This is a genomic window from Pseudomonas jessenii (assembly GCF_002236115.1).
Lineage (GTDB): Bacteria > Pseudomonadota > Gammaproteobacteria > Pseudomonadales > Pseudomonadaceae > Aquipseudomonas > Aquipseudomonas jessenii.
This window is the reverse complement of sequence record NZ_NIWT01000001.1, coordinates 536,205-549,818: the sequence shown is the minus strand read 5'-3', so window position 1 is coordinate 549,818 and position 13,614 is coordinate 536,205. Positions and strand designations below refer to the sequence as shown.

The following is a 13,614-nucleotide window of genomic DNA, read 5'->3' as shown; positions in this document are numbered from 1 at the left end:
CCGTGGATTGTCGGCTGAAGGGCTGTTCAACGGTTTGAATCGAGCGAGAACGGCGTCAAGGTTTGACTCAAAGCCTGGCCTGACCGAAGCTTGCGCCTTTGCAAAAGCTTGCCAGCTTCCGGATTCCTGCATGCCCAAGTCCCGCCGCCTTCTGTTTATCAGCCTCTTCGCCCTGCTCGTCATCGGCGGTGTCTGGTTTTCCCTGCGCGATACCACCCCGGTGGTTCCCGAAGCCATCCTGCACGGCTACAGCGAAGCGCTGGCGGCTGCCCGGGCCGGCCAACCGGGTGCGGCGCGGGTGCTCTATCAGCAATTGGCCCGTCCGGACCTGTCCCCCAAACGTCGTATCGGGTTGCATGCCGAGCTGCCCAACTATCCAAGCTCGGTGGCCCTGAAGCTGGCGGATGCCGACCTGCAGAACGAGTCGCCCGAGGTACGTATCGCGGCGATCAGAAGCATCAGCGGCCTGGTACCGAACGGCCAGCGCAGTCTGCTGCTGGGGCCATTGCTCGATGACAGCGAACAAAGCGTGCGGCTGGCGGCGATCAACGCGCTGCTGGGATTGTCCCCGGATGAACTGGGTTTGTATTTCGGGCCGCTGGAGCAAGCCATCGATGCCTGGGAGCAAGTGCTCAAGAGCGCGCCGCAAAGTGCCGAAAACCAATACCAACTCGCCCGACTGCACTTGCACAACGCCGAGCTCAAGCAAGCGCAACAGGCGCTGGACAACACCCTGCGCCTGGCGCCGGACAACCTGCCGGCGCTGGTACTGCAAATCGAAGTGCTGGATAAACAGGGCCAGAACGACGCAGCCCGGCAACTGTTGGCCAGGCAACTGCAGGCACAACCCAACTCGGCCTACCTGCAACACGCGTTGGGGCTCTGGCTGCTGCATCACGAGCAAAGCGAATTCGCCCTGCTCGGCCTGTCCAAGGCCGTTGAACTTGAGCCCAATAACCGGGACTACCGCTACGACCTGGCCACCACGTTGCACGGTGAGCAGGAGCTCGAAGCGGCGCAGAAACAGTTGCAGGAAATCGTTCAGCGCCATCCGAACGATCGCAAGGCCCGGGTGCTGCTGATCAACTACTGGAAGGAAAGCGGGCAGCTGCAAAACGTGCAGATCCTGTTGGCCCAACTCGAACAGATGAACCCCGATGATCCTGCGTTGCAACAAGGGCTTTGACCCCGACTGAAATTTCGTTGAACCGTCGTCCTGGCCAAGGGTCAAGTGAACAGGCAGCCCGTTATGGCGCTTCGCAGCGGCTGCCTCGTTGACCCTGGCCATATGAGGACGCTTGTTTGTCTCTATCCAACGATTTGAACCGAGACAAGGCCGCCACCGGTATCGAAGGTCTGGACGATATCCTCGATGGCGGACTGTCCCGCGGACATGTGTTTTTGCTCGAAGGCGAGCCGGGCACCGGCAAGACCACCGTGGCGCTGCACTTCCTGTTGGCAGGCGCGCAAGCCGGCGAACGCTCCTTGTACATCACCCTCTCTGAAACCGAACGCGAGCTGCGCCAGGGCGCCTTGTCCCATGGCTGGGAGATGGACGAAAACGTCCATATCTTCGAACTGACGCCCCCGGAAAGCCTGCTCAATGTCGAACAGCAGCAGACACTGCTCTATTCCTCCGACCTGGAACTGGGTGAAGCCACCCGCCAGATCTTCGAGGTGGTCGAGCGGGTCAAGCCGACCCGCGTTGTCCTGGACAGCCTTTCCGAGATTCGCCTGCTGGCGCAAAGCTCGCTGCGCTACCGTCGGCAGATTCTGGCCATCAAGCATTATTTCGTGCGTTACGACGCCACGGTGTTGCTGCTCGATGACCTGACCGCCGAGTCCCTGGACAAAACCGTGCACAGCGTGGCCCACGGCGTGATTCGCCTGGAAGAATTGACCCCGAACTACGGCGCCGAGCGACGTCGCATCCGCGTGGTCAAGTACCGCGGCCAGAAGTACCGCGGCGGCTTCCATGACTTCACCATCACGGGCGATGGCGTGCGTGTATTCCCGCGCCTGGTGGCCGCCGAACATCGCGGTCAATACCTGCGTCAGCAATTGACCAGCGGCATCCGGGAAATGGATGCGCTGCTGGGCGGCGGTATCGAGACGGGTTCCAGCACCTTGATTCTCGGCCCGGCGGGGACCGGCAAATCGCTGATCGCCATGGTGTTCGCCGCCGCGGCCGTGGCCCGGGGCGAAAAAGCCGCGTTATTCATTTTAGATGAAGAGTTGGGGTTGTTGTTCGAGCGCATGAAGAACATCGGCATCGATTTGCAGGCAATGCAAGACAGCGGCAATTTGCTGGTCGAACAAGTGGACGCGGCCGAGCTGTCCCCCGGCGAGTTCTCCCACCGGGTCCGGCGCTGCGTGGACGAAGGCAATATAAAGACCGTGGTGATCGACAGCATCAACGGCTATCAGGCGGCGATGCCGGAAGAAAACGCCTTGGTGCTGCACATGCACGAGCTACTGCTGTACCTCAATCGCCAAGGCGCCGCGACCTTCATGACGGTCGCTCAGCACGGCCTGGTCGGCGACATGCAGGCGCCGGTCGACATCACCTACCTGGCCGACACAGTCATTCTGCTGCGTTACTTCGAAGCCCTGGGCAAGGTGCGCCGGGCCATTTCGATCATCAAGAAACGTACCGGCAGCCATGAGTCGACCATCCGTGAATACCGCATCAGCGCCCAGGGCATGACCATCGGTGAGCCCCTGGAAGCCTTTCAGGGCGTATTGCGCGGCGTACCCACGTATCTCGGCGCCAGCAATCCATTGCTCGCGGACGAAATCCCGTGACGGACATGCAAGCGACGTCCGAGCGCGCAATCATCCTTGCGCCGCGAGGGCGCGACGGCCAGATAGCCCTGATGATGCTCAACGAGGCCGGGTTTCACGGGGTGATCAGCCCCGACCTGCCCGGATTGTGCGCCGAACTTGAACAGGGTGCCGGCCTGCTGCTGATCTCTTGCGAGGCGCTGTTGGGCGCTGATCCGGAACCGCTGATCTGCCTGATCGAACAGCAGCCCGCGTGGTCGGATCTGCCGATCGTGTTGATGACACACCATGGCGGCCCGCAACAGAACCCGGCATCGCGCTTCGGCCCGCAATTGGGCAACGTGACCTTCCTCGAACGGCCATTTCACCCGGTCACACTGATCAGCCTGGTCACCACGGCCCTGCGCGGGCGGCGACGACAGTACGAAGCCAGGGATCGGTTGATCGACTTGAGCCAGAGCGAATTGCGCCTGCAGAACACCCTCGAAACCCTTGAACAGCAGGTGCAAGAGCGCACCGCGCAACTGCGTCACAACGAGGAAGCGTTGCGCCAGTCGCAGAAAATGGAAGCCGTCGGCCAGCTCACCGGCGGCATCGCCCATGATTTCAACAACATGCTGACCGGTATCATCGGCAGCCTGGAGTTGTTGCGTCGACGCCTGGCCCGGGGGCGAACCGAAGACCTGGACAGCCTGATCGATCTGGGGGTGACTTCGGCCAACCGCGCGGCGGGCCTGACCCACCGCCTGCTGGCGTTTTCCCGGCGCCAGTCGCTGGATTCGAAACCCGTGGAAATGAACACCCTGGTGATCTCCATGGATGAACTGCTGCAACGCAGCATCAACGAAACCATTCGTCTGGACATGCAACTGGACGAGCACCTGTGGGTGGCCGAAGCCGACCCCAATCAACTGGAAAGCGCCCTGCTCAACCTGGTGATCAATGCCCGCGATGCCATGCCCAATGGCGGCAGTCTGGTGGTCTCGACTTCGAACCAGCACTTTGACGAGGATTTCACCCAAGGCCAGAGCAATCTCGATGCGGGTGACTATGTGGTGCTCAGCGTGACGGACACCGGCTGTGGCATGCCGCAAAGCACCATCAACCGCGCCTTCGACCCCTTCTTCACCACCAAGCCTATCGGCCAGGGCACCGGGCTGGGGTTATCAATGATCTATGGTTTCAGCAAACAATCGGGAGGTCACGTCGCCATCCAAAGCGTCGTGGGCGAGGGCACCACGGTGAGCCTGTTCCTGCCACGCTTCGGTGGAGACCTGCCTCGGGACCATCCATCGGACGTCGAGCATTCACCTTTGGCCAGGAGTGGCGAGACGGTGTTGATTGTCGAGGACGATCCGGCGGTGCGGGTGCTGGTCAGCACGGTGTTGAGCGACCTGGGTTATGCCTACGTCGAGGCTTGTGATGGCGATAGCGCGGTGCCGATACTCGATTCGGCCCAGCGCATCGACCTGCTGATCAGCGATGTCGGCTTGCCCGGTATGAATGGCCGGCAACTGGCGGAAATCGGCCGGCAGTTGCGTCCCGAGCTGAGGGTGCTGTTCATCACCGGCTACGCCGAGCACGCTGCGGTGCGTGGCGGGTTCCTCGATCCGGGCATGCAGATGATCACCAAGCCGTTTACCTTCGACCTGTTGACGGCGAAGGTCAGGGAGATGATCAGGGCCTGAAGGCTTACGAAAGCATGTCCTGCATCAATTCCTGCAATTTATCCAGATCGAAAGGTTTTTCCAGGATCGGTGCCTTGTGCGTAATCGGGCTGTCGGTCTCGCGGATTTCCTGAGCATAGCCGCTGATGAAGATCACCTTGAGTTCCGGTCGCAGCTTCACGGCGGGCTCGGCGATCTGCACGCCGGAGATTCCTCCGGGCAGGCGGAAGTCGGTGATCATCATGTCCAGGTGCGGTTTGCTCGCCAGGATTTCGAAAGCCTGCTCGCCGTTTTCGGCCTGCAATACGCGGTAACCCTCGCCCGACAGATAAGCGGACAGCACCATCAGAATCGAGGGATCGTCCTCGACGACGAGTACTACATCTTGTGCATCTTCGCTCATGGGAAGCCTTTGCTCGGTCAATTGCTGCTGATAGACCGTGGGGTCGACCAGAGGTTGCGTTTATCCGGTTGTTTTCCTACAGCGGCAGACAAACGCGAAACAAGGCGCCTTCGCCGATCCTGCTCTGGACGGTAATAGTACCGCCATGGGCGGCCACAATCTGCTCTGAAATAAACAATCCCAGGCCCAGCCCGGCGACGGCGTGCCTGGCCGATACCCGCTCGAACTGCTGGAAGATCCGCTTCTGGTTTTCCTCGCTGATGCCAATCCCTCGATCCTGCACGTCCACCAACGCCTGGCCACCTTCACAGTAGACCTTGACCGAGATCGGGCTCTTGGCCCCGTAGCGCAAGGCGTTGGTCAGCAGATTGGAAATAACCTGTTCAATTCGAAACTCGTCCCAGTTTCCGATCACCGGTTGCGTGGCATCGAGCGAGACCGACGCTTCGGCGGCGTCGATCTGCTGGGAAAAGTTGTGCAACAGCTCGCCAACCAGCGTTGAAAGGTCAAAGCGCTTGGGCCGGATCGACAACTTTCCGGTGCGAATGCGCGAGACATCGAGCATGTCTTCAATCAATCGAATCAGGCTTTTGATCTGCCGCTCGTCGCGGTCGACCATCGCGTGCATCTTGTCCAGAGTGAAGGCGGCGGAGTTGTCCCGGGCCAGGTGCATCTTGCGCAACTGGGTTTCAAGGATCAGGCCGTTGAGCGGCGTGCGCACTTCGTGGGCGACGATGGACATGAAGTCATCGCGCATGCGTACCGCCTGCTCCAGTTCCAGTTGAGTGCTTTGCAATCGCTTGAGCAGGGTCTCCTGTTCGCGGCGACTTTGCTCAAGGGCCAGCACTTGTTCCTTCATCGCCTTGCTCTGGCGATAGAGGTCGACGAACACATTGACCTTGCTCTTGACCGCCTGGAGGTCCAGCGGTTTGTACAGGAAGTCCACGGCACCGCTTTCATAGCCCTTGAAGGCGTAATTGAGTTCACGCCCGGCGGCGCTGACGAAAACGATCGGGATGTTCCTGGTTTTTTCCGTGCCGCGCATCAACTCGGCCAGCTCGAAGCCATTCATGCCGGGCATCTGAACATCGAGGATGGCCAAGGCGAATTCGTGTTGCAGCAACAGGGACAAGGCCTCGTCGGCGGACAGCGCCTTGTACACAATGCGGTCCTCACGCTTGATCAGCGCTTCGAGTGCCAGCAGATTCTCCGGCAGATCGTCCACGATCAGCAGTTTGGCCTGGATATTACTCAGCATGCGATTCGTTCCAGCTCGACAAGCAGACGGCCGATGCCGCGTACAGGAATAATCGGAAGTGCGAAGCCTTCGCGCAGCGGGCCGGGGATGTTCAACAGCGCCTCGACGCCACCGGCGCAGGCACCGATCACGATCGCTTCGATAGCCGGCATTTTCGTTGCACTTTTCATGATTTTCGATAGATCCGTTCTTGTTTGACCAGCGGCTCGAACTGATCGCCGAAGGCTGAGAAATCCGGGGTTTCCTTACTGCCCAGCACCAGGAAACCGCGATGGCAGAGGGACTCATGAAACAGCCCGAACGCTCGACCCTGAAGACTTTTATTAAAATAAATCAGTACGTTACGGCATGAAATTAATTGAGTTTCGGAGAATACGCTGTCCGTCGCCAGGCTGTGATCGGCAAAGGTCACGTTCTCGCGCAGGGTCTTGTCGAAAATCGCGTACCCATAGGCCGCCGTATAGTAGTCGGCAAACGAACTCTGGCCACCGGCCTGCTGGTAATTAGCAGTGTAGGCGCGGACGTTCTCCATCGAGAAAATCCCTTGCCTGGCCTTTTCCAGCGAGCGCGGATTGATGTCGGTGGCGTAGATGATGGTACGGTCCAGCAGGCCTTCTTCGCGCAGCACAATGGCCATCGAATACACCTCTTCACCGGTGCTGCATCCGGCGATCCAGATCTTGATCGAAGGGTAGGTTCGCAGCAGCGGCACCACTTCCTTGCGGATGGCCAGGAAGTGCGAGGGGTCGCGAAACATTTCGCTGACCGGAATGGTCAGCAATTGCAGCAGTTGCATGAACGCCGCGGGATCGTGCAGGACCTTTTCCTGCAACGCCGAGATGGTGTTGCACTCGAACTGACTCAACGCATGGTCGACCCGGCGTTTGATCGAAGCGCCGGAGTAATCGCGAAAATCGTAGCTGTACTTGAGATAGATCGCCTCGATCAACAACCGCAGTTCGATTTCGCTGTTTCGATCCACTGAAAAATTGCGCTCCACTAGATACGTTCCATCTTCGGTAACCACACACGAATCAGCGAAAACAGGCGATCGAGGTCGATGGGCTTGGCCAGGTAATCGTTGGCGCCGGCCTGCAGGCAGCGCTCCTGGTCGTCCTTCATGGCCTTGGCCGTCACGGCGATGATCGGCAGCTTGCGCCAGCGCAGATTCTTGCGGATTTCAACGGTGGCTTCATAACCATCCATTTGCGGCATCATCACGTCCATCAACACCAGATCGATGTCTTGCACCTCATTCAATCGTTCAATCGCTTCGCGGCCGTTGCGGCCAATGACCACGACTGCGCCCTTTTGCTCCAGCGCGCTGGTGAGGGCGAAAATGTTGCGCACATCGTCATCCACCAGCAGCACCTTGCGGCCTTCGAAGACCTTGTCGCGGCTGCGGGCGACCTTGAGCATCTTCTGCCGCTCATGGGACAACCGTGATTCGACTTTGTGCAGAAAAAGCGTCACCTCATCCAGCAACCGCTCCGGCGAGCGTGCGCCCTTGATGATGATCGAACGCGAATACTTGCGCAGTTCGGCCTCTTCATCCCGGGTCAGGTTGCGCCCGGTATAGACGATGACGGGCGGAAAGGAACAGATGTCTTCGGTGGACATGCGCTTGAGCAAGTCATTGCCGAGCATGTCGGGCAGCTTGAGGTCGATGATCATGCAATCGAAGACGGATGAGCGCAGCAGGTCCAGCGCCTCCTGTGCCAGGCCAACGGCGGTGATCTCGATGTCATCGTCGCCGATCAGGCGGGCAATGCTATCGCGCTGCACATCGTCGTCCTCGACCAGCAGCACGCGCTTGACCTTCTGGGTCAACTTGGCCTCAAGGCGTGCAAACACGTCCTTGAGTTCCTCGCGGGTGGTCGGTTTGACCACGTAGCCGATGGCGCCCATGTGCATCGCCGCCTCGACCCGGTCTTCGACCGAAATCACATGCACCGGGATGTGCCGGGTTTCGGCGTGTTCCTTCAAACGTTGCAGCACGCTCAGGCCGGAATGATCCGGCAGGCGCATGTCCAGCAGGATCGCATCGGGGATGAACGCCTTGGCCAGGTCGTAGCCTTCGTCGGCGCCGTGAGCCACCAGGCACTGATAACCCAGTTCATGGGCCAGGTCGTAGAGGATGTGCGCAAAGTTCGGCTCATCCTCCACCACCAGAATGCAGCGTTTGGTGAACGGCCCTTTGTTGCGGTCGTCGTCGAAGCGCGGAATGTCGACTTCGGCCACCAATGGCGACAACGTGGGCGGCAATACACTCGACACAGCCGCCACAGGAACGGCTCGCATCGGTTCGACAGGCACTTCGCCCGGTTCCACGTACTGCTGTGGCAAGACCAGGGTAAACACACTGCCCTGCCCCGGCGTGCTGGTCACGCTGATGGAGCCGCCGAGCAAGGCCGCCAGGTCACGGGAGATCGACAACCCCAGCCCGGTGCCGCCGTAACGCCGATTGGTGGTGCCGTCGGCCTGACGGAACGCTTCGAAGATGCTTTCGTGCTGATCCACCTCGATGCCGATCCCGGAATCGCGGATGCTGAACGCGATGCCGTCATTCGGCGCCGTGGCGACGGACAGGCTGACGCTGCCGCTTTGCGTGAATTTCACCGCGTTGGACAGCAGGTTCTTGAGCACTTGCTCCAGACGCTGGCGATCGGTGAACAGCATCAACGGCGCACCGTCCTGCATATCCACCCGGAAATCCAGTTGCTTGTCCGTTGCCAATGGCTGGAACAGGCCGCGCAGGCCATCCACCAGGCGCGCCACGCTGGTGTTCTCCGGACGGATTTCCAGCTTGCCGGCCTCGACTTTGGAAATATCCAGAATGTCGTTGATCAGGTTGAGCAAGTCGTTGCCGGCGGAGTAGATCGACTCGGCGAATTGGACTTGCTCGGCAGTGAGGTTCTCTTCCGGGTTTTCCGCCAGCAGCTTGGCCAGGATCAACGAGCTGTTCAGTGGCGTGCGCAGCTCATGGGACATGTTGGCGAGGAATTCGGACTTGTACTTGCTCGAGCGCTGCAATTCTACCGCGCGTTCTTCGAGCTGGATCTGGGCCTGATTGAGTTCGGTATTCTTCAGGTCCATGGCGTCGCGCTGCTCGGCCAGTACTTCTGCCTGCTCGGCGAGTTGTTCGTTGGTCTGCTCCAGCTCCACCTGCTGGGTTTCCAGGTGCGCCTGGGACTCCTTGAGAATCCGCGACTGCTCTTCGAGCTCTTCGTTGGCGGTCTTGAGTTCTTCCTGCTGAACCTGCAGTTCTTCGTTGAGTTGCTGGGTTTCGGCCAACACCTCCTGCAAACGCTGGCGATAACGTGCCGCCTCGATCGAGGTGCCGATGTTGCCGGCAATCAGCTCAAGCAATTCAACGTCACGGTCGGTCAGTGGACGCAGAAAGCCCAACTCGATCACGCCATTGACCCGCTCGTCGTCGCTGGTTGGCACCACCAGCACACTGCACGGCAAACCGTCACCGAGGCCGGAGCTGACCTTGAAGTAATCTCCCGGCACCTCGTCCAGGCGAATCAGCCGTGCCTGTTGCGCCACTTGGCCGACAATGCCTTCTTCGCTGTAGATCTGCTGTTCACGCCCTTCCTGTTCACGGGAAAAACCATAAGTGGCGATGCGCTTGAGGCCGCCATGGTCTTCGCGCACATAAATAGCCGCCACGGCGGTGCCCAGGTACTGCGCGCAGAATTGCAGGATATTGCGACCCAGCATGCTCAGGCTCAATTGTCCCAGCACCTGCTCGGCCAGCTCGGTCTGGCCGTTGCGCAGCCAGGCCTGTTGCTCCAGACGATGGGCGCTGGCCTGTTGGGCGGCAAGGTTGACGCTGTAGTTCTGCGACAGGGTCAACAAGTCGCGGCGCCCGACGTACGCCAGCAACCCGCTGACCCCCGCTATAAACAACAGGTAGAGGCTGATGCTCATGATGGTGGTGCCGCGCACTTCGTCATTGCGCGATGCGCGCAACTGTTGCTCGGTGTCGATCACTTCCTCGAACTGCTTGCGAATTTCATCGGTCAGGCGCTTACCGCGTCCGGCCTTGACGATGGCGCGATAATCACCGCTGCTGCGCTGCAAATCGATCATCGATTGCGCGTAGTTGGTCCACTCCAGCTGCAAGGCTCGCAACCGTAGCAAGCGATCAGTCTGCACCGGGTTGTCGGCGGTCAGTTCAAGCAAGGTGTCGAGCGCCACGGCGATGCGCGGCTTGGCGGTTTCGTACGGATCGAGGAAATGCTCGTCGCCACTGAGCAGGAAACCGCGCATCCCGGTTTCCAGATCCACGGTCAGCTTGACCGCTTCATTGGCGTTATTGATCACCCGGTCGGTGTGCTCCACCCACTGGATGGTCGACAGTAAATAGCTGATCAGCGACACGAAAAACACAGCGCTGATAAGACCCAAACCCAACGGCAGGCTGATGTTACGGCTCAGGAGTTTACGAAATCGTTGCTCATCAACCGAGGACGCTGAGGTCATGGGGCAGGCCTTGTCGAACTGTCAGAATGCAAGGAGTTTGCCCCAAAACTGGCAAATTGATCCAATTATCTGACATGTTTGCGCGCAAGGTCCTACATTGCGCTGCTCCCGCGTTATCCTTGCCTGGCTTGTACCGCCAATCCTTTTTCCATCGCGCAGGGAACTTGTCGGGATCCGCCACTTACTCATGCAAGAGGCCGGTGATTTCCAGCGACCGGCAATACCAATCTTTTTCGGGAACTCGACCATGTCATCCGCCAACGGCTCCACCATCCTTGTCGTCGAAGACGATGCCATCGTGCGCATGCTGATCGTCGACGTCCTGGAAGAACTGGAATTCAAGGTGCTGGAAGCCGATGGCAGCGAACAGGCACAGGATTTCCTCAAGGACTTGAACCGACACATTGACCTGATGATGACTGATGTTGGCCTGCCGGTCATGGACGGTCGCGAACTGGCCACCCTCGCCCGCACGTTACGCCCTGACCTGCCCATCCTGTTCGCCAGCGGTTATGCCGAAAGCATTGAAGTACCTCCAGGCATGCACTTGATCGGCAAACCCTTCTCCATTGATCAGTTGCGCGACAAGGTCAAATGCATTCTCGAGTGACGCTGCGCTGCGCTGTGGTTTAATGCGCGCCTTTTTCATCCCTGCCCTGTCTTCGCTTCAAGGAAATCCCGTACATGATTGAGCCCCGCGCAACCAAAGTCCTGGTCATTGGTTACGTCTGGCCCGAGCCCCGCTCTTCCGCGGCCAGCGGGCATGTCATGCAGATTCTCGACGTTTTCCTGGACCAGGGCTGGGACATCACGTTCAGCAGCCCGGCAGGCTTCGGCGAGCAACGTGCGGACCTGACAGCGTTGGGTATTGACGAAGTACCTATCGAGCTGAACAACAGCAGTTTCGACGCATTCATCAGTGAACTGGCGCCTGACATCGTGTTGTTCGATCAATTCATGATGGAGGAACAGTTCGGCTGGCGGGTCGAGAAGCATTGCCCCGATGCCTTGCGCGTGCTCGAAAGTTGCGACCTGCAAAGCCTGAGGCTGGGTCGGCATCAACGCCTCAAGGAGCGTTTGAAGGCCAGTGACGACAACAATGACTTCAACGAACTGTTCGCCCCAGCGGCGCGCGAAGAGTTCGAACACATGGCTGATACCGATCTGGCGAAGCGCGAGATCGCCTCATTTTATCGTTGTGATTTGACGCTGATGGTTTCCGAAGTGGAAGTCGAATTGCTGGTCGAGCAGTTCAGGTTTCCCCGCAACCTGCTGCACTGGTGCCCGTTGATGGTCGATGTTCCGTCCCGTGCATCGGTACCGTTCGAAGACCGGGCACACTTTCTTCATATCGGTAACTTTCGCCATGCGCCCAACTGGGATGCGGTGCTCTGGTTGAAAAGCGCTATCTGGCCGTTGATTCGCGAGCAGATACCCGGCGCTCAATTGCATATCTATGGTGCCTACACACCACCCAAGGCGACCGCCCTGCACAACCCGGCCCAGGGTTTTCATGTGATGAACTGGGCAGAAGACGCCCTGCAAGTCATGTCGTCGGCGCGGGTCTGTATGGCACCGCTGCGTTTTGGCGCGGGAATCAAAGGCAAGATTGTCGATGCGATGCTCTGTGGCACGCCGAATGTGACGACGCCAGTGGGTGCCGAGGCGATGCATGATCAAGAGGCATGGCCCGGTGCAGTGACCCGTTCGGCACGCGAGTTCGCCGATCATGCCGTGCAACTGCACAACGACAAGACGCGCTGGCTGGACGCCCAGGCGCACGGGAAAACCCTGCTTGCCAGTCGCTACCGAAAAACCGTTCATGGCCCGGCCCTGATCCAGCGGCTGGTCGATTGCCAGCAGAATCTGGCAAACATAAGACGAGATAACTTTACCGGCAGCATGCTGCGTCATCACCAGCACAAGAGTACTCAATACATGGCGCAATGGATTGAGGCGAAGAACCGACTGAATCAGGAGTAGCCCACTTTTCTTGTGCAATACATAGTTACCGCCATTGCTGTGCCCGACCGGTTAATCTGACCGCTTCACACCCAATGGATGGGGTGATTCGCACAAGGAATGGCCATGACCAGCAATACGCGTGGTTTGCTCGACAAGCAAACCTGGATGAGCAGCACCCTCGAAATCAATCAACTCAAACTCACCGATATCGTCTGGCCTGGCGTGCATAACGCCGGAATGGACAAAAAAGCGCCCAACCACGATGCGGTGCTCGGCCATTGGACGATTTGTCAGAACGACACTTTTTCCTGGCAACTGGCCAACGGCGCCCGCGCCTTTGATATCCGTCTGGGCTACACCGCCGGTGCGGCTCGATCGGGCTTCTACTTTCACCACAACGGCTTTCGCTCGCACCGCGCCCTGGACGATCTGATCGACGCGGTACTGCTGTTCCTTGATCGAAACCCGGACGAATTTATCGTGCTGGACTTCCATCAACTGGCTGATGGCAATAAACCTTTCGATCATGAAAGGTTCAGTGACTGGCTCGTGCGACGTCTAGGGCTGCGGGCCGTCCTTCCAGGCGACAGATTCAAAACGGTTGGAGAACTCAAAAGTGCGAGCCCACATCGCCGGGTGATCATGGCGGCACCCGCCCTGTCGGCGCTCGATGGCGAGTACTTCTGGCCTCGCATCCCGCACAAATGGCGCGACAACGCGTTCTCCGCCCCTGCCGAGCTGCAACGCTACATCGCGCAAACCCTGGAAGATGCGCCCTACGAAACCTTCCTCTGGTCACTGTCCGCGACTACCTACTCGCTGCTCGGCGGGCCCGGAAATATCAAGCGGCAGATCAACGACTGGTTCGACACCACGAGAAACTGGGTCACGCGTTGCAGCATCATCAGCACCGATTTTTTCGACGAGTCCGACATCGTTCGTTATTGCTGGAGCGCCACCAGCATGAAAGCGGTTTACGGCCGTGCCTTGCACGAACAGACGCACCGGCGGTAGTAGCGCTATCCATCCGGCAAGAGGCATGATCG

At 59.2% G+C, this 13,614-nt stretch carries 10 protein-coding genes and 1 pseudogene; 6 read left to right on the top strand and 5 right to left on the bottom strand.

The window, feature by feature from the left end:
• The first annotated feature begins 130 nt into the window (after window positions 1-130).
• The 3 genes from PSJE_RS02565 (at window position 131) to PSJE_RS02555 (ending at window position 4,472) form a co-directional block, all read left to right on the top strand.
• A complete protein-coding gene (locus PSJE_RS02565; protein ID WP_090455294.1) occupies window positions 131-1,186 on the top strand; it encodes a tetratricopeptide repeat protein in 1,056 nt (351 codons plus the stop codon).
• A gap of 116 nt (window positions 1,187-1,302) precedes the next feature.
• Complete coding sequence (locus PSJE_RS02560; protein ID WP_090455296.1) at window positions 1,303-2,805, top strand: ATPase domain-containing protein; 1,503 nt, start codon at window positions 1,303-1,305, stop codon at window positions 2,803-2,805.
• The gene (locus tag PSJE_RS02555) at window positions 2,802-4,472 is read left to right on the top strand and encodes an ATP-binding protein (RefSeq protein WP_090455298.1); all 1,671 of its coding nucleotides are present in this window, start codon (window positions 2,802-2,804) and stop codon (window positions 4,470-4,472) included. The genes PSJE_RS02560 and PSJE_RS02555 overlap by 4 nt, the downstream gene beginning before the upstream one ends.
• A 4-nt stretch (window positions 4,473-4,476) precedes the next feature.
• On the opposite strand, the gene PSJE_RS02550 is transcribed toward PSJE_RS02555, so the two are convergent.
• From PSJE_RS02550 to PSJE_RS02530, 5 genes and pseudogenes are all read right to left on the bottom strand, one after another.
• Complete coding sequence (locus PSJE_RS02550; RefSeq protein ID WP_057714773.1) at window positions 4,477-4,854, bottom strand: response regulator; 378 nt, start codon at window positions 4,852-4,854, stop codon at window positions 4,477-4,479.
• A 76-nt stretch (window positions 4,855-4,930) separates the two neighbouring features.
• On the bottom strand, window positions 4,931-6,112 hold the full coding sequence (locus PSJE_RS02545; protein WP_090455300.1) for a hybrid sensor histidine kinase/response regulator: 1,182 nt from the start codon (window positions 6,110-6,112) through the stop codon (window positions 4,931-4,933).
• Between the two features lie 41 nt (window positions 6,113-6,153).
• A pseudogene (locus PSJE_RS02540) lies at window positions 6,154-6,282 on the bottom strand (chemotaxis protein CheB); the annotation flags it as partial.
• The gene (locus PSJE_RS02535; RefSeq protein WP_057714771.1) at window positions 6,279-7,112 is read right to left on the bottom strand and encodes a CheR family methyltransferase; all 834 of its coding nucleotides are present in this window, start codon (window positions 7,110-7,112) and stop codon (window positions 6,279-6,281) included. The gene PSJE_RS02535 and the pseudogene PSJE_RS02540, both read right to left, overlap by 4 nt.
• A complete protein-coding gene (locus PSJE_RS02530; RefSeq protein ID WP_090455301.1) occupies window positions 7,112-10,603 on the bottom strand; it encodes a response regulator in 3,492 nt (1,163 codons plus the stop codon). Before PSJE_RS02530 ends, PSJE_RS02535 begins: the two co-directional genes overlap by 1 nt.
• Before the next feature lie 247 nt (window positions 10,604-10,850).
• Here PSJE_RS02530 and PSJE_RS02525 point away from each other — a divergent pair, with 247 nt between their 5' ends.
• From PSJE_RS02525 to PSJE_RS02515, 3 genes are all read left to right on the top strand, one after another.
• Entirely contained in the window at window positions 10,851-11,213 is a 363-nt protein-coding gene (locus PSJE_RS02525) for a response regulator (protein ID WP_090455303.1), read from the top strand.
• A gap of 74 nt (window positions 11,214-11,287) precedes the next feature.
• Window positions 11,288-12,586, top strand: a complete 1,299-nt coding sequence (locus tag PSJE_RS02520) for a glycosyltransferase (RefSeq protein ID WP_090455305.1) — start codon at window positions 11,288-11,290, stop codon at window positions 12,584-12,586.
• A 105-nt stretch (window positions 12,587-12,691) separates the two neighbouring features.
• Window positions 12,692-13,582, top strand: a complete 891-nt coding sequence (locus PSJE_RS02515; RefSeq protein ID WP_057714768.1) for a phosphatidylinositol-specific phospholipase C domain-containing protein — start codon at window positions 12,692-12,694, stop codon at window positions 13,580-13,582.
• Window positions 13,583-13,614: the final 32 nt, after the last annotated feature.

Coding starts and splice junctions, on each gene's coding strand:
- PSJE_RS02550 (WP_057714773.1), bottom strand. CDS start 4,854: ATGAGCGAAGATGCACAAGATGTAGTACTCGTCGTCGAGGACGATCCC.
- PSJE_RS02520 (WP_090455305.1), top strand. CDS start 11,288: ATGATTGAGCCCCGCGCAACCAAAGTCCTGGTCATTGGTTACGTCTGG.
- PSJE_RS02525 (WP_090455303.1), top strand. CDS start 10,851: ATGTCATCCGCCAACGGCTCCACCATCCTTGTCGTCGAAGACGATGCC.
- PSJE_RS02565 (WP_090455294.1), top strand. CDS start 131: ATGCCCAAGTCCCGCCGCCTTCTGTTTATCAGCCTCTTCGCCCTGCTC.
- PSJE_RS02530 (WP_090455301.1), bottom strand. CDS start 10,603: ATGACCTCAGCGTCCTCGGTTGATGAGCAACGATTTCGTAAACTCCTG.
- PSJE_RS02545 (WP_090455300.1), bottom strand. CDS start 6,112: ATGCTGAGTAATATCCAGGCCAAACTGCTGATCGTGGACGATCTGCCG.
- PSJE_RS02515 (WP_057714768.1), top strand. CDS start 12,692: ATGACCAGCAATACGCGTGGTTTGCTCGACAAGCAAACCTGGATGAGC.